The organism is Pseudomonas sp. GD03842 (assembly GCF_029841165.1).
Taxonomy (GTDB): Bacteria; Pseudomonadota; Gammaproteobacteria; order Pseudomonadales; family Pseudomonadaceae; genus Aquipseudomonas.
In genome coordinates, this window is the sequence record NZ_JAOCEA010000005.1 from 1 (window position 1) to 25,583 (window position 25,583).

The following is a 25,583-nucleotide window of genomic DNA, read 5'->3' on the forward strand; positions in this document are numbered from 1 at the left end:
CTAGCCCGTAGGAGCGCGCTCGCCCGCGATCTGGCGCGCAGCGGCAGTAAACCCAAATGACGCGGTTTGCCTGATACAACGCGGTTGTCTGGTTCTGCTGCCGCTGCGCGCCAGATCGCGGGCAAGCGCGCTCCTACAGAGAGGCGAACGCGATTTCCCTGGTCAGCGCAACTTCCTCGTCGGTACTACGCTCAAAGCACGGCCCTCTGTAAAGGAAAACACCGCCATGGAACACTTCGCCACCCTGAAAATCCTGCACATGGTGATGACTGCGCTGCTGTTCATCAGCGGTCTGGCATTGGCAGTCTGGATCGTGCGTGGGCGCCGGGCGGGGGACTTGACCGTGCAGAACCGTGCCATGCAACGGCCTTGGGTGTTCGTCTGGTTGTTGATGGGGGTGTGTCTGCTGGCGCTGCCCATCAGCGGCTGGTGGCTGGTGCACTATGCCGGATGGCCCTTGGGGCAAGCCTGGATTCTGGGCAGCGCCATGCTCTATACGCTTGGCGCGCTGAGTTGGGCTTGGCTGGCGGTGCGGGTCAATCGGCTGCGCAGGCCAGTAGTGGTTGGCAATCCTCGTTTCACGCTAGGGCTGGCGATTTTCAGCGCGGTCTGCTTTGTCGCCATCGCCGGCCTGATGGGAGCCAAGCCGGTTTAGTACTCTCTATTCACAGCAGACGGCTTGTCGGCGGAAGCGTGTATATGATCGCCGTCGCGGGCAAGCGCGCTCCTACAGGTGAAAGGGCATCTTGTAGGAGCGCACTTGCCCGCGAACGCTTTCAATCGCGCAGCGAAATGACCGGCCAGCCGCGACGAGTCGCTTCGGCGCGCAGTTTTTCATCCGGGTCGACGGCCACTGGGTTAGCCACGCATTCCAGTAACGGCAGGTCATTCATCGAGTCGCTGTAGAAATAGCTGCCCTCCAGCGTGAAGCCATTTTCCTCGATCCAGCGATTCAGGCGGGTGACCTTGCCTTCGCGGAAGCAGGGTACGTCGGTGGTGCGCCCGGTGTAACGCCCCTCGACCTGCTCACACTCCGTCGCCAACAGCGTATCGATGCCCAGACGGGCCACGATGGGCGCCGTGACGAAACGGTTGGTGGCCGTGATGACCACCAGCTTGTCGCCTGCGTCGCGATGTTGGGCGATCAACGCCAGCGCCTTGGGCAATATCAGTGGCTCCACGCAATCGCGCATGAAATCCGAATGCCATTCGTCGAGTTGGGCCATCTCGGTCCGTCCGAGAATTTCCAGGCTGAAATTCAGGTACTCGGTCAGGTTTAGGGTGCCCGCCAGGTAATCCTGATAGAACGCGTCGTTGCGCGCCTTGTAGGCAGCGCCGTCGAGAATGCCGCGTTCGCACAGGTAGTCGCCCCAGGCGTGGTCGCTGTCACCGCCGAGGAGCGTGTTGTCGAGGTCGAATAAGGCCAGACGCATGGGGTTACCCGCTGAAATCACTGAAAAAAGAGCACAAGAATACGAGGTTTCATCAAGTGATCGCATCTATTAATGCGCTTGTGGCGATAAGCTGCCCGCGCCTCGTTGCTGCCTTCACGATCTTTGTGGAACAATGCGACGACATGCGTTTGCGAGGTTGTAGCCGTGATCGACCCCGATGGTTTCCGCCCTAATGTCGGGATAATTCTGACAAACGATGCTGGCCAGGTTTTATGGGCTCGCCGTATCAACCAAGATGCCTGGCAGTTTCCTCAAGGGGGTATCAACCCGCAGGAGACGCCTGAAGACGCGCTCTATCGTGAATTGAATGAAGAAGTCGGCCTGGAACGGCACGATGTCGAAATTCTGGCCTGCACCCGTGGCTGGTTACGCTATCGTCTGCCCCAACGCCTGGTGCGTACGCACAGCCAGCCGCTGTGCATCGGCCAGAAACAAAAGTGGTTTCTCCTGCGCCTGATCTCCAATGAGCAGCGGGTGCGGATGGATTTGACCGGTAAACCGGAGTTCGATGGCTGGCGCTGGGTCAGTTATTGGTATCCGTTGGGCCAGGTGGTGACATTCAAGCGCGAAGTCTATCGCCGCGCACTCAAAGAGCTTGCCCCGCGCCTGTTGTCGCGCGACTGACACGGAGTTCGACCCCGAGCCATGCTCAATACGCTGCGCAAGATCGTCCAGGAAGTTAACTCCGCCAAGGATCTCAAGGCGGCGTTGGGGATTATTGTGTTACGCGTCAAAGAGGCCATGGGCAGCCAGGTCTGCTCGGTCTATTTGCTCGACCCCGAAACCAATCGTTTCGTGCTGATGGCCACCGAGGGCTTGAACAAGCGCTCGATCGGCAAGGTCAGCATGGCGCCCAATGAAGGCCTGGTCGGCCTGGTCGGCACGCGAGAAGAACCGCTGAACCTGGAAAACGCCGCCGATCACCCTCGTTATCGTTATTTCGCCGAGACGGGCGAGGAGCGCTATGCCTCCTTCCTCGGCGCGCCGATCATCCACCACCGGCGCGTGGTCGGGGTGTTGGTGATCCAGCAAAAGGAGCGTCGCCAGTTCGACGAAGGGGAAGAGGCGTTTCTGGTGACCATGAGCGCCCAGCTCGCGGGCGTCATCGCTCATGCTGAGGCCACAGGTTCGATCCGTGGCCTGGGGCGGCAAGGCAAGGGCATCCAGGAAACCAAGTTCGTCGGCGTGGCCGGTTCGCCGGGCGCTGCGGTAGGCACGGCGTTGGTGGTCCTGCCGCCAGCGGATCTGGATGTGGTGCCGGACAAGACGGTCACCGACATCGAGGCCGAAATTCAGCTCTTCAAAAATGCGCTGGAAGGTGTTCGCGCCGACATGCGCACGCTTTCGGCGAAGTTGGCGACACAGTTGCGTCCTGAAGAGCGAGCGCTGTTCGATGTCTACCTGATGATGCTCGACGATGCCTCGCTGGGCAGTGAGGTCAAGAACGTCATCAGGACCGGCCAGTGGGCGCAGGGCGCGTTGCGCTCGGTGGTCAACGAGCACGTCAATCGTTTCGAACTGATGGACGACGATTACCTGCGCGAGCGGGCTTCTGACGTGAAAGACCTCGGGCGCCGTCTGCTGGCGTACCTTCAGGAAGAGCGCCAACAGGCGCTGGTCTATCCGGACAATACCATTCTGGTCAGCGAGGAGCTGACACCTGCGATGCTCGGGGAAGTGCCGGAAGGCAAGCTGGTGGGCTTGGTCTCGGTGTTGGGCTCGGGCAACTCCCACGTTGCGATTCTGGCCCGGGCCATGGGCATTCCAACGGTCATGGGTGCGGTTGACCTGCCGTATTCCAAAGTCGATGGCATTGAACTGATCGTCGATGGTTACCACGGCGAGGTGTACACCAACCCTGGCGAAGCGCTGCGCAGGCAGTATTCGGTGGTGGTCGAGGAAGAGCGTCAGTTGGCGCAGGGTCTCGACGCGTTGCGTGAACTGCCGTGCGTGACCCTCGATGGCCATCGGATGCCGCTGTGGGTCAACACCGGCCTGCTGGCCGACGTTGCCCGCGCTCAGCAACGTGGTGCCGAAGGCGTCGGCCTCTACCGCACCGAAGTGCCCTTCATGATCAACCAGCGGTTCCCGAGTGAAAAGGAGCAGTTGGCGATCTATCGCGAACAACTGGCGGCCTTTCATCCCCTGCCGGTGACCATGCGCACCTTGGACATCGGCGGCGACAAGGCGCTGTCTTACTTTCCCATCAAAGAAGACAACCCGTTCCTGGGTTGGCGCGGCATTCGAGTCACCCTCGACCACCCGGAAATCTTCCTCGTACAGACCCGGGCGATGCTCAAGGCCAGTGAAGGCTTGAACAACTTGCGGATTTTGCTGCCGATGATTTCCGGTACGCACGAGACGGAAGAGGCCTTGCACCTGATTCACCGGGCGTGGGGTGAGGTGCGCGATGAGGGCACCGATGTGCCGATGCCGCCGGTAGGGGTAATGATCGAAGTCCCGGCGGCGGTCTATCAGACCCGAGAACTGGCCCGGCAAGTGGACTTTCTGTCGGTCGGCTCCAACGACCTCACCCAATACCTGCTGGCGGTGGACCGCAACAACCCGCGTGTGGCCGATCTCTATGACTACTTGCACCCCGCGGTGCTGCAGGCCTTGCAGAACGTGGTGCGCGACGCCCATGCCGAAGGCAAGCCGGTGAGCATTTGTGGGGAGATGGCGGGCGATCCGGCGGCAGCGGTGCTGCTGATGGCCATGGGCTTTGATAGCCTGTCGATGAACGCCACCAACCTGCCGAAAGTGAAATGGATGCTGCGTCAGATCAACCTGAGCAAGGCCAAGGAACTGCTGGCGCAACTGATGAACAATGACAACCCTCAGGTCATCAGCAGTTCGTTGCAACTGGCGCTGAAGAACCTCGGGCTGTCGCGGATGATCAACCCGGCCTCGGTCAAAGGGCATTGATCGGGCGCAAGCCCTGAGTACCTGTGCATGATCGTTCCCACGCTCCGCGTGGGAACGCCGCCCCGGGCGCTCTGCGTCCACAACGACGCAGAGCGTCGAAGGATGCATTCCCACGCAGAGCATGGGAACGATCATGCAACGATCATGCACAGGGGCGATGCATTCAGATGTGCAGGCTTACCTCACCCAATCTCCCACCATGTGGCCCGAAGCTGCGCTCAATCAGCCTCCGGCTCCCGTCTGCACTGACAATCAACACCGTGCTCGCGCGGGTTCCGTAGTTGGGGCTGGCGATGAACACGCTGGACAGCAGTTTTTCTGTAGCAAACCCTACGCCCGTGTTGGGTAGCTCCGTGTCTGCCGCCGCCGTGTCGTCTGCGAGTAAGTCGAACAGGGCCTCAGGCTCGGGGTCGTTCAGGTGTGCGGACAGCGCCGCTTTGGCCTTGAGCAGCTTGGGCCATGGTGTATCGAGGCCGGCGTTGGACACGCCATAAACCCCCGGGGCGAGTTGACAAGGCGCGGCGTCGACAGCGTTGAGAAAGTGCAGCGAATGCCGGTCACCGACCAGCAAATTGAACCCGCTGTATTCTGCCGCGCGTCCCGCGACTTCGCGCAGGTAATCATCGACAGACAGCGTGCCCTGCAGAAAATGAGCAACCAGCTCCCCGCGCGAGCGACGCCCCAAGGGCTGGCCAGGGTCGCGGATGTTGGTCAGGGCCGCGAAGCGGCCGTCCGTGGAGACGCCCAGCCAGGTGCCGCCAGCTTCCAGATCCCGGCCCGCGTAGATGTGCGGGGCATCTTCCCACTGCGCGAGCGGGCGCGTCGGGCGGGCATAGAACTCGTCGCGGTTGGCAGCGAGGATGAAAGGTTGCGGGTGGTCAGGGCGCCATGCGAAGACGATCAGGCACATGCAGGTCTCCTTTTTCCGCCACTGTACGCACAGATCCGCTGCACATCCATCGCGCGCACCTAGAGACAGGCCGCACGCTCCGGTAAACTGCCGCACTGATTTTCGGAGACCCCCATGGAATTTCTGCTCTATCTGGCCCTGGGCGCATGCGCCGGTGTGCTGGCCGGGCTGTTTGGCGTGGGCGGGGGCATCATCATCGTGCCGGTGCTGGTGTTCAGTTTTACGCTGCAAGGGTTCGACAGCTCAGTGTTGACGCACCTTGCCGTGGGTACGTCATTGGCAACCATCGTGTTCACGTCGATTCAGTCCGTGCGCGCCCACCACCGCATGGGCGCTGTGCGCTGGCCTGTGTTCGGCTGGATGACAGTCGGCATCCTCATCGGTGCGGGGCTCGGCTCGCTGACGGCCAGCTACATTGCCGGGCCGCACCTGCAGAAGATCATCGGTGTGTTCGCGATCCTGGTTGCCATCCAGATGGCGCTGGATTTGAGACCCAAGGCCAGCCGCGGCGTGCCTGGCAAACCTGGCCTTGTCGGGGCAGGCGTGGTCATCGGCTGGGCCTCGGCGATTTTTGGCATCGGAGGGGGTTCGCTCACGGTGCCGTTTCTCACCTGGCGCAGCCTGACCATGCAGCAAGCCGTGGCGACCTCGTCGGCATGCGGGTTTCCCATCGCTGTCGCCAGCGCCATAGGTTTCATGATTCTGGGGTGGCACGATCCCCTGCTGCCCCCGCATAGTCTGGGTTTCGTGTACTTGCCCGCGCTGATCGGTATTGCATTCACCAGCATGTTCTTCGCCCGTTTTGGTGCGAAACTGGCGCATAAACTGTCGCCCAGGGTGCTGAAACGACTGTTCGCACTGCTGCTGGTGGTGGTCGGTACCAGTTTTCTGATTTGATTCGTCGCTCTCGGAGCGCCCATTTAAGGAGTTGCAATGCTGCCTTACCCGCAGATTGACCCGGTAGCCGTGGCCATCGGTCCGCTGCAAATTCACTGGTACGGCCTGATGTATCTGGTCGGTATCGGCAGTGCCTGGTTTCTGGCGTCACGTCGTCTCGACAAATTCGACCCGACCTGGACCAAAGAGAAACTCTCCGACATGATTTTCTGGGTCGCCATGGGCGTAATCGTCGGTGGGCGACTGGGTTACGTGCTCTTTTACGACCTGCCCAATTACATCGCCAATCCGCTGCTGATCTTCGAAGTGTGGAAGGGCGGCATGGCGTTCCACGGGGGCTTCATTGGCGTGATGATCGCCACTTACTGGTTCGGCCGTCGCAATGGCAAGTCGTTCTTCCAATTGATGGACTTCATCGCCCCGATGGTCCCGATCGGGCTGGGCGCTGGACGTATCGGTAACTTCATCAATGGTGAACTGTGGGGCAAGCCGACCGATCTGCCGTGGGCGATGGTCTTCCCGCCCTACAGCGACCCCGCGCAGCTGCCTCGCCACCCGTCGCAGCTTTATCAGTTCGCGCTGGAAGGTGTGGCACTGTTCGTCATTCTTTACTTCTTCTCGCGCAAGCCACGCCCGACCATGGCGGTTTCCGGTATGTTCGCGCTGTTCTACGGCATTTTCCGCTTCGTCGTGGAATTCGTTCGCGTGCCGGACGCTCAGTTGGGTTACCTGGCGTGGGGTTGGGTCACCATGGGCCAGATCCTCAGCCTGCCAATGATCATCGGCGGTCTGGTACTGCTCTGGCTGGCGTACCACCGCGCACCCGCTGCCAATAACGCAGCTGCATGATTCTGAACCGCCAGGTGAGCGCATCTGGCGGTTCATCGATAAAGAGGGCCTTTGGGCATGAAGCAATACCTTGACCTGTTGCAGGACGTCATTGCCAACGGCACACGCAAAGGCGACCGTACCGGCACAGGCACCACAGCGGTGTTCGGCCGTCAGATCCGCCACAACCTGGCTGACGGCTTTCCGTTACTGACCACCAAGAAACTGCATTTCAAAAGCATCGCCAACGAGTTGATCTGGATGCTCAGCGGCAACACCAACACCCGGTGGCTGAACGAAAACGGCGTCACCATCTGGGATGAGTGGGCCACCGAAGAGGGCGACCTCGGCCCGGTCTACGGTGCGCAGTGGACTGGCTGGCCAACCAAGGATGGCGGCAAGATCAACCAGATCGACTACATGGTCGATTGCCTGAAGAACAACCCCAATAGTCGGCGGATTCTGTTCCACGGCTGGAACACCGAGTACCTGCCGGACGAGAAACTCTCGCCTCAGGAAAACGTGAAAGCGGGGCGCCAGGCGCTTGCGGTCTGCCACCTGCTCTACCAGGCGTTCGTCGCCGACGGCAAGCTGTCGATGCAACTGTATATCCGCAGTTCCGATGTATTCCTGGGCCTGCCGTATAACATCGCTGCGTTGGCACTGCTGACCCATATGTTGGCGCAGCAGTGCGATCTGATCCCCCACGAGATCATTGTCAGCCTGGGCGATACTCATGCGTACGCCAACCATGAAGAGCAGATCGCCCTGCAACTGACTCGCACGCCCAAGCCGCTGCCTCGGTTGAACATCAAGCGTCGCCCGGACAGCATCTACGACTACCGTTTCGAGGATTTCGAAATCGTGGGTTACGACGCCGATCCCAACATCAAGGCGCCGGTGGCGGTCTGAGCGCCACGGACCTCGCCAGGAGTCTGCCGCTTTCGACAGGGCAGGCTCACCACGCCGCGGTGTAATCAGACCTGCCTTGGACCCTCCAGGGGGTCTGCCGACAAAATCGCACAAACCTTCTATGTTCTAACTGGTTAAAACCTTCTTGCAGGTTGTTAATTACTCGACTGAACATTGGATTGTTGCAGCTGTGTAATAACTGTTTTGCAGCACGGTAAACAAAATTGATTTGATAGATATTTTCAATCTTCCGATCGCATTTATTGAGTTTAACTGTGGCGATCGTTTGTTCTATAGTCCGGGTCTACCAAAAAAGTCTTTAGCCTGACATGCGTTTGGAAAGCCCTCTCCATGACCACGACGAACTTCAGCACTGACACTTATTCAGATCACACCTCCGGGCTTTATCGCACGGCCTCTCGTCTCCTCAACGCCGCCGGTATCCAGATGAATGGATCCGCACCCTCCGACATTCGCTTCAACGGGCCGGGCGTCATCGAGCGAGCATTCGCGCAGGGCAACCTTGGACTGGGCGAAGCGTATATGGACGGGCTGTGGGACAGCGACCAACTGGACGAGTTTTTTCACCGTTTGCTGAAAACCGGCATGACCGAAGAAGTGAAGCCGGTGCGGCTGGTGTTCTACGCGCTCATGGCGAAGTTCATGAACCGGCAGAACATCAAGCGCTCCAAGACCGTGGGCGAAGTGCACTACGATCTGGGGAACGACTTCTATTCGAAAATGCTCGATTCGCGCATGACCTATACCTGTGGGTATTGGGAAAATGCGACGACCCTGGAAGAGGCTCAGGCCGCCAAGCTGGACCTGATCTGCCGCAAGCTGCAACTCAAACCGGGTATGCGCGTGCTGGACATCGGGTGCGGCTGGGGCAGTTTCATGAGTTATGCCGCCGAGCATTATGGTGTCGAAGCCGTGGGTGTGAGCATTTCCAAGGAGCAGATCGCTTGGGCCAAGGAGCGTTACAAGGGATTGCCGCTCGAGTTTCGTTTTCAGGATTATCGTGAAATCGATGAACAGTTCGATGCCATTGCCAGTGTGGGCATGTTCGAACATGTCGGGCGTAAAAATCATCGAGAATACATGGAGTTAGCCCACCGCTGTTTGAAACCGGGTGGATTGTTTCTGTTGCATACCATCGGGAAGAATCAACGCAACTCTTATCCCGACCCGTGGATTGATAAATATATATTCCCCAACGGTGATCTTCCTTCAATAGGTCAGATGGGGGACGCCATGGACGGTTTATTCGTAGTGGAAGACTTGCACAACTTTGGTTCGGACTATGACAAGACGCTCATGGCCTGGCATGACAACTTCATGAAGGCCTGGCCTGAGTTTGAATCAAAATTGGGTCAGCGCTTTTATCGCATGTGGCGTTACTACCTGTTGTCGTGCGCGGGCGCGTTCCGAGCACGGGACATTCAATTATGGCAATGGGTATTGTCCAAAGGCGGCGTGCCGCATGGGTACCATCGCAGCCAAATCTAAGGCCGCCGCCTCACTCCCACAGGCTGCAGTGTTTGATCGTACCCACGCTCTGCGTGGGTACGCAGCCTCTGACGCTCCGCGTCAGTGCAATGCAGAGCATCGCGAACGGCCTTCCCACGCGGGAGCGTGGGAACGATCCTCGGAGGAGTGAGAGACAGCTGGCGAAGGCCTACAGGTTCGGGTGTCTTTAAGAATTTGTGCTGGCTATCGAAGATCAGCTAGTCAATGAAATCTCTCTATCCACCCAGTGCGGCATCACAATGAGCGTCCGCCTCCGGTTTTCCTTATCGTTCTCCCCATCCAAGACATCCAGGCCGGCTTCCTACGAGGTCGCCCGCGTCAGTGACCCTAACGGAGAGAACGCGCATGAGCAACAAATTGACGACCGCCTTCGGCGCTCCTGTAGTCGATAACCAGAACATCCAGACCGCCGGCCCACACGGCCCGGCCCTGCTGCAAGATGTGTGGTTCCTCGAGAAGCTGGCGCACTTTGACCGTGAAGTGATTCCGGAGCGTCGCATGCATGCCAAAGGTTCAGGCGCGTTCGGCACCTTCACCGTAACCCACGACATCACCCGCTACACCCGCGCAAAGATCTTCTCGCAGGTTGGCAAGCAGACCGAGATGTTCGCCCGTTTCTCCACCGTAGCCGGTGAACGCGGCGCAGCGGACGCCGAGCGCGACATTCGTGGTTTTGCCTTGAAGTTCTACACCGAGGAAGGCAACTGGGACCTGGTCGGGAATAACACGCCGGTGTTTTTCCTGCGTGATCCATTGAAATTTCCTGACCTGAACCACGCGGTCAAACGCGACCCGCGTACTGGCATGCGCAGCGCCGAAAACAACTGGGACTTCTGGACTCAATTGCCCGAGGCGTTTCACCAAGTCACCGTGGTCATGAGCGAGCGGGGCATACCTCGCAGCTACCGCGAAATGCACGGTTTTGGCAGCCACACTTACAGCTTCCTCAACGCCCAGCACGAGCGTTTCTGGGTCAAGTTTCACTTCGTCTCGCAGCAGGGTATCGCCAACCTGACCGACGCCGAAGCCGCCGCCGTGGTGGGTAACGACCGCGAATCGCACCACCGAGACCTGTACGACAACATTGAGCAGGGCAACTTCCCGCGCTGGAAATTATTCGTGCAGATCATGCCGGAGAAGGAAGCGGGCACCTACCACATCAACCCGTTCGACCTGACCAAAGTCTGGCCGAAAGGCGATTACCCGTTGATCGAAGTGGGCTATTTCGAGCTCAACCGCAACCCGGAGAACAACTTCGCCGATGTCGAACAAGCAGCTTTCGCGCCTTCCAACGTCGTGCCGGGCATCAGTTTCTCACCAGACAAGATGCTGCAAGGTCGCCTGTTCTCGTACGGCGATGCCCAGCGCTACCGCTTGAGCGTCAACCACCACCAGATTCCGGTCAACTCGCCCAAGGCTGCATTGCACGTGAACAGCTACCACCGCGATGGCCTGATGCGCATCGACGGCAACCGTGGCGGCATGACCTCCTACGAGCCGAACACCAAGGGCGCGTTCCAGGAACAACCGGATTTCCGTGAGCCACCTCTGTCCATCGAAGGCGCGGCGGGGCACTGGAACCATCGGGTGGATGACGATTACTTCTCGCAGCCGGGCAATCTGTTCCGCAAGATGACGCCCAAAGAGAAGCAGTCGCTTTTCGACAACACCGCCCGTGCCTTGCGCGGCGTGTCAGCGCCCATCATCGCGCTGCACATCAAACACTGCACGCTGGCGGACCCGGAGTACGGCGCAGGTGTGACCGAAGCGGTGGAACGCATTCACGCTGCTTAACGCCTATTTGTAGGAGCGCGCTTGCCCGCGATAGGGGATGTCTGTTGGCAACCATGCCACCTGACACAGCCTTCGCGGGCAAGCGCGCTCCTACGGGGCCGAGTCGGGGCGTGATTAATTCAGGCAGGATCGACCCATCAATGGCCGTGGCTACGGCCCACATGGGAATGTTCGACGTCGGGGGTGACCACGCTGCCGCTGGTCTCCAGGCGCTCCAATATTGCGCAATGGTCCAAGGCGCCTTCGCTACAGCGCGTTCGCAACGCCACGAGTTGTTCCTGTAATGCCTGGAGACTGGCAATGCGGGCGCTGACGTGCTGGATGTGTTCGTCCATCAGCGCATTGACGCTCTGACATTGGTCTTGCGGGCTGTCGCGCAAAGCCAACAGGCTGCGGATTTCGTCCAGCGTCATGTCGAGGCTGCGGCAGTTGCGGATGAAGGTCAGACGCTCGACATGCTCTTGAGTGTAGAGCCGATAGTTGCCGTCGCTGCGCGCGGGTTCGGCCAGTAGTCCCTCACGCTCGTAATAGCGAATGGTTTCCACCGGACAGTCGGTCAGTCTGGCCAGTTCGCCGATCTTGAAAGAGGCGCTCATGTCACTCATCCCGTTTTGAGGCTTGACCCTATAGTGGCTACAGGGTGTGTACTTGGCAACACGCACATCAAGAGACTCAACCCATGAGTGACTCTGTCCACAAACATTCGCCTCACGACCACAAGGGTCATGACCACAAAGGGCATGCCCATCCGGGCCACGATCACTCGGCCCCCATGACATTGACGCCTGTCGGCAAGCACGATCATGCCGCACATGCCTGCTGCTCCCACGACGCCGCCCCGGCAGTGGTCAACCTGGGCAGCGGTTCGATGAATGACGCGCGCTTCAGCAGTTTCCGCATTGAAGCGATGGATTGCCCTACCGAACAGACGCTGATCCAGAACAAGCTGGGCAAGCTCAAAGGCATCCAGAAGCTTGAGTTCAACCTCATCAACCGTGTGCTGGGCGTATGGCACGAGTTGCCGTCCGTGCAGCCGATCCGTGATGCCATCGGTTCGTTGGGGATGCAGGCCGAGATGATCGATGAAGGCGCAATCGAGGAGGCCGAAACGCTGCCTGCGCCGAGCAAGCCGTGGTGGCCGCTGGCATTGTCCGGCGTCGCGGCCATTGCGGCTGAGGTGATTCATTTCACCGAGGCCGCGCCGACGTGGGTCGTGGCGCTGATCGCCTTGGTGGCGATCTTCAGCGGCGGCCTGACCACCTACAAGAAAGGCTGGATCGCACTCAAGAATTTCAACCTGAACATCAATGCGCTGATGAGCATTGCGGTGACGGGGGCGGTGTTGATCGGGCAATGGCCGGAAGCGGCCATGGTGATGTTTCTTTTCACCGTCGCTGAGCTGATCGAGGCCAAGTCCCTCGACCGCGCGCGAAATGCTATCGGCGGGTTGATGCAATTGACGCCTGACACGGCAACCGTGCAGCAGGACGGTCAGTGGGCAGAGATCGACGTCAAGCATATCGCGGTGGGTAGCGTAGTCCGGGTCAAGCCCGGTGAGCGCATTGGTTTGGACGGTGAAGTGGTCGCCGGGCATTCCAGCATCGATCAGGCGCCCATCACGGGCGAAAGCCTGCCGGTCGAGAAGAGAGTGGGCGATAAAGTCTTCGCGGGCACGATCAACCAGGCCGGCTCGCTGGAGTACAGGGTCACGGCGGCGGCGAATGATTCGACGCTGGCGCGGATCATTCATGCCGTCGAGGCGGCGCAAGGCGCCCGTGCACCGACCCAACGTTTCGTCGACAGTTTCTCCAAGGTCTACACGCCGGCGGTGTTCGTCCTGGCGCTGGCCGTGGCGCTCGTTCCGCCGCTGCTGATGGGGGCGGCTTGGTTCGACTGGGTTTATCGCGCGCTGGTACTTTTGGTGGTGGCATGCCCTTGCGCCTTGGTCATTTCAACACCGGTCAGCATTGTCAGCGGTCTGGCCGCTGCGGCGCGCAAGGGCATCCTGATCAAGGGCGGCGTCTATCTGGAGATGGGGCACAAACTCGACTACCTGGCGCTGGACAAGACCGGCACCATTACCCATGGCAAACCGGTGCAGACCGATTACGTGTTGCTCGATGAGGCCTTTGGCGAGCGTGCGCGAGTGATCTCCGCGAGCCTAGCCGGACGTTCCGATCATCCTGTCTCCCAAGCCATCGCCACGGCATTCGGCCAGCACGGGCACCTGGCCGTGGAAGCCTTCGAGGCGCTGAGTGGGTTGGGGGTCAAAGGCGAAGTTGAAGGCCATTTCTACCATCTGGGCAACCACCGGCTGGTGCACGACGCAGGTCTGTGCTCGCCAGCACTCGAGGCGCGCCTGGAAGCGCTGGAGTCCCAGGGCAAGACGGTGGTGCTGTTGTTTGACGAGACAGGACCCCTGGCTTTGTTTGCGGTCGCCGACACAGTGAAGGACAGCAGCCGGGAAGCCATCGCGCAATTACATGGCCTGGGCGTGAAGACAGTGATGCTCACGGGCGATAACCCGCATACCGCCAAGGCCATTGCCGCACAGGTAGGAATTGACCACGCGAAGGGCAATCTGCTGCCGGAGGACAAGCTGAAAGCAATTGAAGGGCTTTATGCGCAGGGGCATCGGGTCGGGATGGTTGGCGACGGCATCAACGATGCGCCGGCACTGGCTCGTGCAGAGATCGGCTTTGCCATGGCCGCTGCCGGCACGGACACGGCCATCGAAAACGCCGACGTGGCATTGATGGATGACGACTTGCGCAAGATTCCGGCGTTCATCCGCCTGTCTCGCGATACGGCTGCGGTACTCAGACAGAACATCGCCCTGGCACTGGTGATCAAGGCAATTTTCCTGGCCGTGACGTTCGCCGGAATGGCGACCATGTGGATGGCGGTGTTCGCAGATATGGGGGTGAGCCTGTTGGTGGTGTTCAACGGGCTACGGTTATTGAGGAGATAGCAACGTCAGCGTGATCGTGTCCACGCTCCGCGTGGGCCGCCTGCCGCGTGACGCTCCCCGTCCGGTAACGCGGAGCGTCACGCACTGCATTCCCACGCGGAGCGTGGGAGCGATCACCGGAAGGGCATTATTTTCCGTACTTCTCCCGCCCCCAGGCGATCATGCTTTCCAGCAACGACTTCAGCACCACCCGCGTCGGGTCAGCAAGATCCGCGCGGTAGTGGAACGGCACGAACTCCTCCATATAGGTGCTTTGCGCCAACTCAAGCTGCACCGCGTGGATGTGCTCTGCCGGATTGCCGTAATGACGGGTGATGTGGCCGCCTTTGAAGCGCCCATTCAGCACATGGCTGTAGCGCTTGGCGCTTGCACACACCGCTTCAAGCCGCTTTTCCAGCTCCGGATCGCAGCTCGCGCCGTTGAAGGTGCCGAGGTTGAAGTCCGGCAGGCGGCCGTCGAACAGGTGCGGGATGTGGCCGCGAATCGAGTGGGCATCGAACAGCAACGCGTAGCCGAATTCGTCACGCAGGCGCTCGAGCTCTTTGCGCAGGGTGTCGTGGTATGGCGTCCAGATTTTCTCCAGATAAGTCGCGCGCTCTTCTTTGCTCGGCACCCGGCCTTCCTGGAACAGCGGGTCGCCTTCGAACAGCGTCGAAGGGTACAACCCGGTGGTCGCTCCGGCGTACAGCGGTTTGTCGTCGGAAGGGCGATTGAGGTCGATGACGAATCGCGAATACTCCGCTGCCAGCACGCTGGCGCCCAGATCGTGGGTGAAATCGTACAAGCGCGGGATATGCCAGTCAGTGTCTGGCAGGCTCACGGCCTCATCCACCAAGCCTTCGCGTACCACAGGCGTCAGATTCAGACCTGGGTGGGGCATGCTGATCAGCAGCGGTATGCGACCACGAGTGAAACTCAGAACCTTGTCCACGATGTTCTCCCGATTCAGTAATTAGAAATGACTTTCCACGCCGTGGCGCACGGCGCGTTTATCGAGGTTTCCACCCAGCCAGTACGCCAGGTCCGCAGGTCGCTCGATGTGCCATGCCACGAAATCGGCGACCTTGCCCACCTCCAGCGAACCATGGGTATCGGCCATCCCCAGCGCCTGAGCGGCGTGAAGGGTCGCGCCCGCGAGGGCTTCTTCGGGTGTCATGCGGAACAGGGTGCAAGCCATGTTCAGCATCAGGCGCAATGACAGGCCGGGAGAGGTGCCCGGATTGAGGTCAGTAGCGATGGCGATTTTCACGCCGTGTTTACGCAGCGCCTCCATGGGGGGCAACTGGGTTTCCCGGAGGAAATAGAACGCACCGGGCAGCAGCACCGCGACAGTGCCGGAGGCGGCCATGGCGATGGCGTCTTCCTCGGTCATGAATTCCAGATGGTCGGCAGACAGCGCCTGATACCGTGCTGCCAGGCTGGAGCCATGCAGCGACGACAGTTGCTCGGCGTGCAGTTTCACCGGCAGGCCCAGCTGACCTGCGGTGATGAACACCTGCTCGACTTGGGCGGGCGAGAACGCCAGGTATTCACAGAACGCGTCGACGGCATCCACCAGGCCATCCTTCGCCAGCTCGGGCAGCATGTCGCTGCAGACGTGGGCGATGTAGTCGTCGGCACGGTCCTTGTACTCGGGCGGCAAGGCGTGGGCCGCCAGGCAGGTGGTGCGTACGGTCACCGGCAGATTCCGGCCCAGTTGACGCGCAACGCGCAACATCTTCGCTTCACTCGCCAGATCCAGACCATAGCCGGACTTGATTTCCAGCGTGGTGACCCCGTCCTTGAGCAAGTGCAGCACGCGGCGCTCCGCGCTGGCATACAACGCTTCTTCGCTTGCCGCGCGCGTGGCTCGAACGGTGCTGGCGATGCCGCCACCGGCCGCTGCGATGTCGGCGTAGCTCACGCCCTGTAGGCGCTGTTCGAATTCCCCGCTGCGGTTGCCGCCGAAGACGGTGTGGGTGTGGCAGTCGATCAAGCCGGGCGTCACCCACGCTCCGTTCAAATCGACCTGGGCGATGTCACCCTGTTCAGGCAGCTCACTGCGCGGCCCGAGCCAGGCGATGAGCGCTCCGTCGGTCACAATGGCGGCATCCTCGATGATCGAGTATGTGCCGTTTGCCATGGTTGCTGCGTGACAGTTATGCCAGAGCGTTTTCATCAATGCCTCCATAAATCGATGCGGTTCGAGCCCAGCAGGCGTGCACCGGCTTCGAGCAGGCTCACGCCGACGGGAATGGGTGAAGGGTCAGGCCGGCGGCTTGCCCCGCGCCTGATCCGACAATGGCCGATTGCGGTTCGGGGCGACCCAGACCCGGTACGCAACCACCAACAACACGATCCAGACAGCCCCCACTGCCAGGGCTGCCTGGGTATCAGGGAAGTAACCCAACACCACGAAAACCAGCACCATGAACGCAGTGGCCGCCATCGGGCCCAACGGCCAGAACGGCACCGGAAATTTCAGTTGCGCGACCTCGCCCTGTGTCATTGAGCGACGCATGGCGATCTGGGTCACGAGGATCATCAGCCACACCCAGACCGTGGCGAAGGTGGCGATCGAGGCGATCAACAGGAAAACGTTTTCCGGGATCAGGTAGTTCAGGACCACGCCACACAGCAGCGCGGCGCCCATGACCAGCACCGTCATCCATGGCACGCCCGAGCCGGACAACTGTGCGAATCCTTTCGGCGCCTGGCCCTGTACCGCCAGGCCATACATCATGCGGCCGGCGCCGAAAATGTCACTGTTGATCGCGGACACGGCCGCGGAAATCACCACGATGTTGAGAATGATCGCGGCCGAGGGAATCCCGAGCTTGTCGAAAATCTGGACGAATGGGCTGCCTTGGCTGCCGATCTCTTGCCAAGGGTACAGGGCCATCAGGACGAACAGTGTCAGCACGTAAAACAGCAGGATACGCAGCGGTACTGCATTGATGGCCCGGGGGATGACCTGCTCGGGATTGCGCGCCTCGCCAGCCGCGACGCCGATGATTTCGATACCACCGAAAGCGAACATGACCACGGCCAGCGCCGCGACTAGGCCGCTGACGCCGTTGGGCATGAAGCCGCCTTGGGTCCACAGGTTGCTGACGTGGCTGACGCTGTCGCCGGAGGACGAACCGATGCCGAAGAGCAGGATGCCGAAGCCTGCCAGGATCATCGCAATAATGGCGCCGACCTTGAGCAGGGACAGCCAGAACTCGGTCTCGCCGAACACTTTGACGCTGCACAGGTTGAGCGCCCCGATCACGAACACGATGCCGAGCACCCAGATCCAGCGCGGCACGTCGGGAAACCAGAAACCCATGTAGATCCCGAATGCGGTCACGTCGGCCAGGCAGACGATGATCATTTCGAAGGCGTAGGTCCAGCCCAGGACGAAGCCGGCCAGTGGCCCGAGGTACTGTGTGGCGTATTCGCTGAACGAGCCCGCCACGGGATTACGCACAGCCATTTCGCCCAGTGCGCGCATGACCATGTAAACCGCGGCGCCCGCGATGAGGTAGACCAGCAACACGGCGGGGCCGGCCAGTTTGATTGCCGAGGCCGAGCCATAGAACAGGCCGGTCCCAATCGCCGAGCCCAGCGCCATGAAGCGAATGTGGCGGGCGCTGAGCCCGCGTTTCAGAGCATTTGCGTTTTGCGGTTTCATTTCAGTTCCAAGTCTTTCTTTTGCTGGAATGAGAAGGAGCACGCCCTGTAGGAGCGCGCTTGCCCGCGAAGGCGGTGTGTCATTCACGGATGCGTCGCCTGACACACCGCCTTCGCGGGCAAGCGCGCTCCTACAAAGCGTCGCGGCCCTCTCCTCATTCCAATGACAGGCCGTCCCTGGCCTGTCCCGATCAGAAGCTCGGCAACAAGTCAGCGGACACCAGCTTGCTCAGGCATCGGGATGCGAGCAAGTGGGTGGCGGCCTCGATGTCAGGGGCGAAGAAGCGGTCCTTTTCGTAGAACGGGACGATGTCGCGCAGAGTGGCGCGGGCCATCTCCAGTTTTTTCGAGGTTTTCAGACCTTTGCGCAGGTCCAGCCCCTGACAGGCAGCCAGCCATTCTACAGCCAGCACGCCTCGGGTGTTTTCCGCCATTTCCCACAGGCGCTTGCCGGCGGCGGGAGCCATCGACACGTGGTCTTCCTGGTTGGCTGAGGTCGGCAGGCTGTCGACGCTGTGCGGGTGCGCCAACGCCTTGTTTTCGCTGGCCAGCGCAGCGGCCGTCACCTGAGCGATCATGAACCCGGAGTTCACGCCGCCATTGCCCACCAGAAAGGGCGGGAGTTGCGACATGTGCTTGTCCATCATCAGCGAAATACGGCGCTCGCTCAGGGCGCCGATTTCGGCGAGAGCCAGGGCGATGTTGTCAGCGGCCATGGCCACGGGTTCGGCGTGGAAGTTACCACCGGAGATCACCTCGCCCTCAGCGGCGAACACCAGCGGGTTGTCGGACACCGCGTTGGATTCGATCGCCAGCACCTCGGATGCCTGGCGCAGCTGAGTCAGGCAGGCGCCCATGACCTGTGGCTGGCAGCGCAGGGAGTAGGGGTCCTGCACTTTGTCGCAGTCGCGGTGGGATTCGGAGACTTCACTGCCATCGCCCAACAGGTCGCGAAAGGCGGCAGCCGTGTCGATCTGCCCACGCTGGCCGCGAGCGGCATGGATGCGCGGATCGAAGGGGGCCCGGGAGCCGAGTACGGCTTCGACGGTCAGTGCGCCGCAGCTCAGTGCACCGGCGAACAGGTCTTCGGCTTCGAACAGGCCGCGCAGCGCATACGCGGTGGAGACTTGAGTGCCATTGAGCAGCGCCAACCCCTCCTTGGCCGCCAGCGTCAACGGTTCGAGACCGGCGACCGCCAGCGCCTCCACAGCGTTCAGCCACTGACCCTGGTAACGCGCCTTGCCTTCGCCCAGAAGCACCAGCGACATGTGGGCCAGCGGCGCCAAGTCGCCGGAAGCGCCGACCGAGCCTTTGAGCGGAATGTGCGGGTAAACCTGCGCATTGACCAGCGCGATCAGCGCGTCGATCACCTGCCGTCGAATGCCCGAAAAACCCCGGCTCAGGCTGTTCACTTTGAGGACCATGATCAGCCGCACCAGATCGTCGCTGATCGGCTCGCCAACGCCTGCAGCATGGGAGAGCACCAGCGAACGTTGCAGGTTCTCCAGGTCGGCGCTGGCGATGCGGGTCGAGGCCAACAGACCGAAGCCGGTGTTGATGCCGTAGGCGGTGCGGTTCTCGGCGAGAATCTGCTCGACGCAGGCCACGCTGTCGTCGATCTGCCCGGCGGCGCTGGCATCCAGCGTCAGGGTCACGGGCTGCTGATAGATCGCGCGCAGTTGCGCCAGGGTCAACTGGCCGGGGATCAGGTTCAGCGGGGTCGCCTGTTGGTTGTCGGTCACGATGCTGCTACTCCTTCGTTGAGGTCGGTCGCGTGCCTTGAACTGGCTCCTGCCTGTTCGGCGCTTGTGGCGCTCGGGTTGCGACGGGTGTTGTGTGCCCGCGCGTAGTCGCGGCAGGCCTGAAAGACGCTTTCCAGTGATTCTTCGTTTTTGAGCAGAGTGACACTGCTGGCGATGTCCGGCGCCAGCCAGCGGTCTTCGTCGTAAGCCGGGACGCGTTCGCGCAGCAACCGCCAGGCCGCCTCGGTGCCGACGCCAAAACGCGGCCCCTTGAAGAATTCGAACGCTTGTGCGGCCAGTAAATACTCGATGGCCAGGATCTGCGTGACGTTTTCCAGCACCTTGTGCAGTTTCAACGCCGCACTGGTGCCCATGCTCAGATGGTCCTCCTGAAGCCCGGAGGTGACGTAGTTGTCGACGATCGCCGGTTGCGCCATCTGGCGATTTTCCGCGCACAGGGAGGCGGCCACATACTGCACGATCATCATCCCCGAGTTGACGCCCGGCTGGCTGACCAGAAACGCCGGCAGCCCACTGACGGTCGGGTTGATCAGGCGATCGAGGCGGCGCTCGGCGATCGAACCCAGTTCGGCCATGGCAATCGCCAGTAGATCGGCCGCCATGGCCACCGACTGCCCGTGAGGGTTGGCCTGCGAGACCACTCGATAGGCCTCTGGAGTGCCCAGCAGCAGGGGGTTGTCGGTCGCCGAATTGAGTTCGGTCTCGATTTGCCGCGTCGCGTGGGCCAGTTGATCGCGTGTGGCGCCATGGACTTGGGGAATCGACCGAATGCTCAGTGCGTCCTGCGTCCGGATGCCCTGACTGTTGGCCAGCACTTCGCTGCCCGCCAGCAGGCCGCGCAGATTCTTGCCGACCTGCTGCATGCCAGGGTGGGGCTTGAGGGCAATGATCTCCTCGTCAAAGGCGTCCAGCTGTCCGCGCAGGCCTTCGAACGTCATGGCGCTGATGACGTCCGCCCACTGCATCAGACGATTGACGTCGGCGATGGCCAGGCAACTCAAGCCCGTCATGCAAGGCGTACCATTGACCAGGCACAACCCGTCCTTGGCGCCCAGTTCGACCGGCGACAGCCCTTCCTCGGCCAGTGCTTGCAGTGCCGAAACGATGTGCCCACGGTAACTCACCTGGCCCACGCCCAGCAGCGCCACGCCGACGTGGGCCATGTGCGTCAGATACCCCACCGACCCTTGAGACGGGACTTGCGGGGTGATGCGGTGGTTGAGCAAGGCCAGCAGGGCCTGCACCACCTGACGGTGAATGCCGGATTTGCCTTGGCTGTAATTGATGATCGAGGCGCAAATGATCGCGCGTGTCTGCTCGTCTGCCAGCACAGGCCCCACGCCACACGCGTGGCTGAGCAAGGTGTTGCGTGACAGGCGGCTGAGCTGCTCATTCTGCAGCGACACATTGCACAGGGCGCCAAGCCCCGTGTTCACGCCATAGGCGCGCTCGCCGCTGGCGACGATGCGCTGAACGATGGCCTGGGCGTTATCGATACGGGCCCAGGCCGCGTCTGACAGGGCCAGGGTCGCGTCGTGGCGCGCCACGGCCGTGACGGCCTGCCAGGTGACCGGTACGTCGCCGATGATGATCTGTTGTGCTCGCGCCATGGGTACAGCCGTCCTTAAATGGTCGCCACACGACGCTGGACGAAACGGTCAACGTATTCGTCGGCGGGTGAGTGGAGGATTTCTTTGGGGGTGCCGACCTGGATCAACCGGCCATCCTTGAGAATGGCGATGCGGTTACCGATGCGCACGGCTTCATCGAGGTCGTGGGTGATGAACACGATGGTCTTGTGCAAGGTGGTTTGCAGCTCCAGCAACTGGTCTTGCATCTCTGCACGGATCAGAGGGTCCAGGGCGCTGAAGGCTTCGTCCATCAGGATGATGTCCGTATCGGCAGCCAAGGCACGGGCCAGGCCCACGCGCTGGCGCATGCCTCCGGAAAGCTGGTGGGGGTATTTCTTCTCGTAGCCTTGCAGGCCCACGGTGTTGATCCAGTGCTGCGCGCGTTCGGCGCACTGTGCCTTGCTCTCGCCACGAACCGCTAGGCCGTAGGCCACATTGTCGATGACGGTCTTGTGAGGCAGTAGGCCGAAGCTCTGGAAGACCATGCTGATCTTGCGTCGACGGAAGTTGCGCAGGGCTTCCATGTCATAGGTCAGGATGTTTTCCCCATCCACCAGAATCTCGCCGCTGGTCGGGTCGATCAGTCGGTTGAAGTGGCGCACCAGCGTCGATTTACCGGAGCCGGACAGGCCCATGATGACGAAGATCTCGCCGCTGCCGATGGACATTGACAGGTCGTTCACGCCCACCACGCAACCGGTGCGCGCCAGTACCTGATCCTTGGTCTGCTGCTGACGAACCATCTCCAGCGCTTCCGAGGCGCGGTTGCCGAAGATCTTGAAGACGTTCTTGACCACGATTTTGTTCGGTTCGGTGCTCATCATTTGCTTGCCTCATGCCGTGGACGGCCATAGGCCTGCGTGATGCGGTCGATCACGACCGCCAGGATGACAATGGCCAGCCCCGCTTCCAGTCCGCGGCCGACGTTGAGGGTCTGAATGCCGACCAGCACGTCCTCGCCCAGACCACGGGCGCCGATCATGGACGCGATCACCACCATCGACAGCGCCATCATGGTGGTCTGGTTGATGCCTGCCATGATGCTCGGCAAGGCCAGTGGCAGTTGCACGCCGAACAGTTGCTGCCAGCGATTGGCGCCGAAAGCGTTGATCGCTTCCATGACCTCGCCGTCCACTTGGCGAATACCCAGATCGGTCAGGCGAATCAGGGGAGGGGCTGCATAAATCACCGTCGCGAAAATCGCCGGTACCTTGCCCAGACCGAACAGCATCAGCACCGGAATCAGGTACACGAAGCTGGGCATCGTCTGCATGATGTCCAGCAGGGGCATGAGCACCGACCGCAGACGATTGCTGCGCGCCGAGAGAATGCCGAGCGGCACGCCGATCAGCACGGAAATGAAGGTGGCCACCAGCATGAGGGCCAGCGTCTGCATCAATTTGTCCCACAGCCCGACCGCGCCGACGAGGAACAGCAGGCCGACGACCACGGCTGTGGTGGTGATCTTGCGCGTGGCGTGCCAGGCAATGAGGCCGACAATGGCCAGCAACAGCCACCAGGGCGCCATGCGCAACAAAGCCTCAAGCTTGACGATGGCCCACAGCAGCGTGTCCGAAATATGCCGGAACACATCGCCGTACTGGGTGACCAATTTGTCGACCCAGCCGTTGACCCAGTCGGCGATGGAGAAGGTAAAGCTTTCGGGGAACATAATCGTGTCTCGGTCTGTGAATTTTTCACCCGGCCCCGTAGGCGCGTGGCTTGTCCCGCGATCGACCGGGAACCCTGCGATCACGGTGTATCAGATGCACCGCATGGCCTGATTTTGCTGCCGCTTTGCGACAGATCGCGGGACAAACACGCTCCTACAGGTCGGGTTTCGAATCAGAGAGAAGCTTCTACCTTCTTCGCCGCATCCTCGCTGACCCATTGATGCCAGACTTCAGGATGTTCCTTGAGGAAGATCTTCGCCAGTTTGGGCGACTCGATGCGATCCTTGGTCATGCGCCCAAGGTTCTGGTTCAGCAGGTCGATCGGGATGTTGACCTTTTCCATCACCGCCACCAATTCGGGGGCCTGGTCGTGGAAGGCTTTCGAGAGGCCGACCTTGATGTCGATCGTCTTGTTCACGCCCGCCTTCTCTTCCAGGCGGACCAAGTCGACCTGGCCCATCAACGGCGTCGGCGACCAGTAATACGCAAGGATCGGTTCGCCGCGCTTGTAGCTCGACAGAATCGCCGCGTCCAGCGCAGGCCCGGTGCCAGGGCGGAAGTTGGTGTATTTGTCTTCCAGACCGTAGCTCTTCAGCATCTCGCTGTTTTCCAATTCGCAGGTCCAGCCGGCCGGGCAGTTGTAGAAGCGGCCTTTGCTGGGCTCTTCCGCATCCTTGAACAGCGCCGGGTACTTGGCCAGGTCAGCGATCGATTTCAGATCGGGGGCCTTGGCTTTCAGGTTGCGCTTGGCATCACCTTCAATGACGTAGCGCGGGACGTACCAGCCCTCGACTGCACCTTTGACCGGAGCGCCTACGCCGACCACCTTGCCCGCCGCTTCGGCCTTGTTCCAGACCTCGCTGCGGCCGACCCATTCTTCGGCGAACACCTGGATATCGTTGGTGCTCAGGGCATTCTCCATGGTGATCGAGTTGCCCGGCAGGCTGTCCACTTCGCAGCCATACCCTTTGTTCAGCACCACTTGCAGAACGTCCGTCAGCAGCATGGCGCTTTCCCAGTTCAGCCCGGCGAATTTCACCGGTTTGCCGGATTCACACCATCCCGCCGCATGGCTGGCACCACTGACGAGCAGACCTGCGGTCAGCAGTGTCGGGAACAGGGCTTTTTTCATCTTCATGGGGTGATGCTCCTGGTGTTGAAAGGGCGATTTTCAAAAGTGGATTGTTCGGTCGGCAAAATCAGGCGGTCGGCAATCCGGCCAGGCCATTTTTTCGCCGCCCAGTAATACAGCGCGGCGGGCACTACCAGACCGATGATCCACGAGATATCGGTGTCGTCCAGGCTGGCAACCAGCGGGCCGGTGTAAAAGTGGGTGGAGATGAACGGCATCTGGATCAGCACACCGATGACATAAACGGTGATCCCGACCGCGTTCCAGCGCCCGTAGCGGCCATTGGCGTCGGACAGCGCAGGAATGTCGTAGCGCTCCCGGGTGATGCAGTAGAAGTCCACGAGGTTGATGGCGCTCCAAGGGGTGAAGAAGGCCAGCAGGAACAGGATGAACGCCGAGAAGTCCTTGAGGAAGGAATCCTTGCCCGCCAGGGCAAGCGCTGTGGCGAGGCCGACCATCGCAACGATGTACGACAGGCGCGCGGCGCTGGAGAGGTGGCGGTTGCCTTTGAAGCCGCTGACGATGGTGGCCATCGACATGAAACTGCCGTAGGCGTTGAGCGTGGTCACCGTGACCTTGCCGAAGGCGATACTGAAATACAGCGCCGCGGCCACTGCACCTGTGCCACCCAGGCTGACAATGAACTGCACCTCGTGGTGCGCGAAATTCTTCCCCGCCAGTGCCGCGGCGAACACACCGAACACCATCGAGACCTGCGCGCCGATCACCGCACCCAGCCCCACGGCCCAGAAGGTCTTGCGCGCAGAGGTGCTGCGCGGCAGATAGCGCGAATAATCGGCGACGTAAGGACCGAATGCGATCTGCCACGATGCCGACAGCGAGATGGCCAGCAGAAAACTGCTCAGCGAAAAATGCTTGTTGCCCAGCAGCGCGCCGAGGTCATTGCCTGCCAGCAGCGCCCCGAACAGATAGACGAAGGCCACCACGCCGATAATGCTGGCCGCACGGCCAATCATGTGGATGACGCGGTAACCGAAGAGGGTCAGGACGATGATAGCGGCGGCGAACAACAGCACACCCTGCCAGTCAGGCACCTGAATCAATTGAGCAACGGCTTGCCCCGCCAGCAACGAGCCGCTCGCCGAGAAGCCGATGTACATCAGGCAAACCAGCACCAATGGAATCACCGCCCCGTAGACACCGAATTGCACCCGGCTGGAGATCATCTGCGGCAGCCCCAGTTTCGGCCCTTGGGCCGCGTGCAGCGCCATGACTGCACCGCCCAGCACTTGGCCGACGAACAGGCCGATCAGCGACCAGAACACATCACCGCCCAGCACCACTGCCAGCGCGCCCGTGACAATGGCGGTGATCTGCAGGTTCGCGCCCAGCCACAAGGTGAATTGACTGAAGAGACGACCCTGTCTTTCCGCGTCAGGAATGTAGTCGATCGAACGCTTTTCGATCACTGAAACGTTTGCAGCACGATCATCTGGAACAGCCATCTCGAACATTCCCCAAAAGCAAGTGTTGGATCACGCAGCGGCG

21 protein-coding genes are annotated in these 25,583 nt (G+C 60.9%); 9 read left to right on the forward strand and 12 right to left on the reverse strand.

Annotated elements, in window-relative coordinates; translation table 11 throughout:
• Window positions 1-226: 226 nt before the first annotated feature.
• The gene (locus N5D61_RS08745; protein WP_108237478.1) at window positions 227-655 is read left to right on the forward strand and encodes a DUF2269 family protein; all 429 of its coding nucleotides are present in this window, start codon (window positions 227-229) and stop codon (window positions 653-655) included.
• Window positions 656-776: 121 nt separating this feature from the next.
• Here the strand turns inward: N5D61_RS08745 and N5D61_RS08750 are convergent, their stop codons facing one another.
• Window positions 777-1,433: an HAD family hydrolase gene (locus N5D61_RS08750; RefSeq protein ID WP_108237477.1), complete on the reverse strand. Its 657-nt coding sequence runs from the start codon at window positions 1,431-1,433 to the stop codon at window positions 777-779.
• Window positions 1,434-1,598: 165 nt separating this feature from the next.
• Between N5D61_RS08750 and N5D61_RS08755 the strand changes: the two genes are divergently transcribed.
• A complete protein-coding gene (locus tag N5D61_RS08755; RefSeq protein WP_007252747.1) occupies window positions 1,599-2,078 on the forward strand; it encodes an RNA pyrophosphohydrolase in 480 nt (159 codons plus the stop codon).
• A gap of 21 nt (window positions 2,079-2,099) precedes the next feature.
• Entirely contained in the window at window positions 2,100-4,379 is a 2,280-nt protein-coding gene (gene ptsP / locus N5D61_RS08760; RefSeq protein ID WP_108237476.1) for a phosphoenolpyruvate--protein phosphotransferase, read from the forward strand.
• A gap of 163 nt (window positions 4,380-4,542) precedes the next feature.
• On the opposite strand, the gene N5D61_RS08765 is transcribed toward ptsP, so the two are convergent.
• Window positions 4,543-5,289: an NRDE family protein gene (locus N5D61_RS08765; protein ID WP_108237475.1), complete on the reverse strand. Its 747-nt coding sequence runs from the start codon at window positions 5,287-5,289 to the stop codon at window positions 4,543-4,545.
• 114 nt (window positions 5,290-5,403) lie between these two features.
• Between N5D61_RS08765 and N5D61_RS08770 the strand changes: the two genes are divergently transcribed.
• From N5D61_RS08770 to N5D61_RS08790, 5 genes are all read left to right on the forward strand, one after another.
• Window positions 5,404-6,186, forward strand: a complete 783-nt coding sequence (locus tag N5D61_RS08770) for a sulfite exporter TauE/SafE family protein (RefSeq protein ID WP_108237474.1) — start codon at window positions 5,404-5,406, stop codon at window positions 6,184-6,186.
• A 36-nt stretch (window positions 6,187-6,222) separates the two neighbouring features.
• The gene (lgt, locus tag N5D61_RS08775) at window positions 6,223-7,035 is read left to right on the forward strand and encodes a prolipoprotein diacylglyceryl transferase (protein ID WP_108237473.1); all 813 of its coding nucleotides are present in this window, start codon (window positions 6,223-6,225) and stop codon (window positions 7,033-7,035) included.
• A 57-nt stretch (window positions 7,036-7,092) separates the two neighbouring features.
• A complete protein-coding gene (locus N5D61_RS08780) occupies window positions 7,093-7,926 on the forward strand; it encodes a thymidylate synthase (RefSeq protein WP_108237472.1) in 834 nt (277 codons plus the stop codon).
• A 351-nt stretch (window positions 7,927-8,277) separates the two neighbouring features.
• Window positions 8,278-9,435 carry a cyclopropane fatty acyl phospholipid synthase gene (gene cfa / locus N5D61_RS08785; protein ID WP_108237471.1) on the forward strand — a complete coding sequence of 386 codons (1,158 nt, stop codon included), beginning with the start codon at window positions 8,278-8,280 and terminating at the stop codon, window positions 9,433-9,435.
• A gap of 366 nt (window positions 9,436-9,801) precedes the next feature.
• Window positions 9,802-11,250 carry a catalase gene (locus tag N5D61_RS08790; RefSeq protein WP_279892123.1) on the forward strand — a complete coding sequence of 483 codons (1,449 nt, stop codon included), beginning with the start codon at window positions 9,802-9,804 and terminating at the stop codon, window positions 11,248-11,250.
• Window positions 11,251-11,387: 137 nt separating this feature from the next.
• Here N5D61_RS08790 and cadR read toward each other — a convergent pair whose 3' ends face one another.
• Entirely contained in the window at window positions 11,388-11,846 is a 459-nt protein-coding gene (cadR, locus tag N5D61_RS08795; protein ID WP_108237469.1) for a Cd(II)/Pb(II)-responsive transcriptional regulator, read from the reverse strand.
• Window positions 11,847-11,929: 83 nt separating this feature from the next.
• On the opposite strand from cadR, the gene N5D61_RS08800 reads away from it, so the two are divergent.
• Entirely contained in the window at window positions 11,930-14,221 is a 2,292-nt protein-coding gene (locus N5D61_RS08800; RefSeq protein WP_279892126.1) for a heavy metal translocating P-type ATPase, read from the forward strand.
• 127 nt (window positions 14,222-14,348) lie between these two features.
• On the opposite strand, the gene hutG is transcribed toward N5D61_RS08800, so the two are convergent.
• The 9 genes from hutG to N5D61_RS08845 form a co-directional block, all read right to left on the reverse strand.
• Window positions 14,349-15,152 (reverse strand): N-formylglutamate deformylase, encoded by an 804-nt coding sequence (gene hutG, locus N5D61_RS08805; protein WP_108237467.1) that lies wholly within the window; start codon window positions 15,150-15,152, stop codon window positions 14,349-14,351.
• 21 nt (window positions 15,153-15,173) lie between these two features.
• Window positions 15,174-16,379: an imidazolonepropionase gene (gene hutI, locus N5D61_RS08810; RefSeq protein WP_279892129.1), complete on the reverse strand. Its 1,206-nt coding sequence runs from the start codon at window positions 16,377-16,379 to the stop codon at window positions 15,174-15,176.
• A gap of 87 nt (window positions 16,380-16,466) precedes the next feature.
• On the reverse strand, window positions 16,467-17,876 hold the full coding sequence (locus N5D61_RS08815; RefSeq protein ID WP_279892131.1) for an amino acid permease: 1,410 nt from the start codon (window positions 17,874-17,876) through the stop codon (window positions 16,467-16,469).
• A 190-nt stretch (window positions 17,877-18,066) separates the two neighbouring features.
• Window positions 18,067-19,590 carry a histidine ammonia-lyase gene (hutH, locus tag N5D61_RS08820; RefSeq protein WP_279892412.1) on the reverse strand — a complete coding sequence of 508 codons (1,524 nt, stop codon included), beginning with the start codon at window positions 19,588-19,590 and terminating at the stop codon, window positions 18,067-18,069.
• A 23-nt stretch (window positions 19,591-19,613) separates the two neighbouring features.
• Entirely contained in the window at window positions 19,614-21,248 is a 1,635-nt protein-coding gene (gene hutH / locus N5D61_RS08825) for a histidine ammonia-lyase (RefSeq protein WP_279892134.1), read from the reverse strand.
• Window positions 21,249-21,262: 14 nt separating this feature from the next.
• Window positions 21,263-22,093: a glycine betaine/L-proline ABC transporter ATP-binding protein gene (locus tag N5D61_RS08830; RefSeq protein WP_108237463.1), complete on the reverse strand. Its 831-nt coding sequence runs from the start codon at window positions 22,091-22,093 to the stop codon at window positions 21,263-21,265.
• Window positions 22,090-22,941, reverse strand: coding sequence for a proline/glycine betaine ABC transporter permease (locus tag N5D61_RS08835; protein WP_108237462.1), 852 nt, complete (start codon window positions 22,939-22,941; stop codon window positions 22,090-22,092). Before N5D61_RS08835 ends, N5D61_RS08830 begins: the two co-directional genes overlap by 4 nt.
• A gap of 173 nt (window positions 22,942-23,114) precedes the next feature.
• The gene (locus N5D61_RS08840) at window positions 23,115-24,080 is read right to left on the reverse strand and encodes an ABC transporter substrate-binding protein (RefSeq protein WP_279892137.1); all 966 of its coding nucleotides are present in this window, start codon (window positions 24,078-24,080) and stop codon (window positions 23,115-23,117) included.
• On the reverse strand, window positions 24,077-25,540 hold the full coding sequence (locus N5D61_RS08845; protein ID WP_279892139.1) for a cytosine permease: 1,464 nt from the start codon (window positions 25,538-25,540) through the stop codon (window positions 24,077-24,079). Before N5D61_RS08845 ends, N5D61_RS08840 begins: the two co-directional genes overlap by 4 nt.
• Window positions 25,541-25,583: the final 43 nt, after the last annotated feature.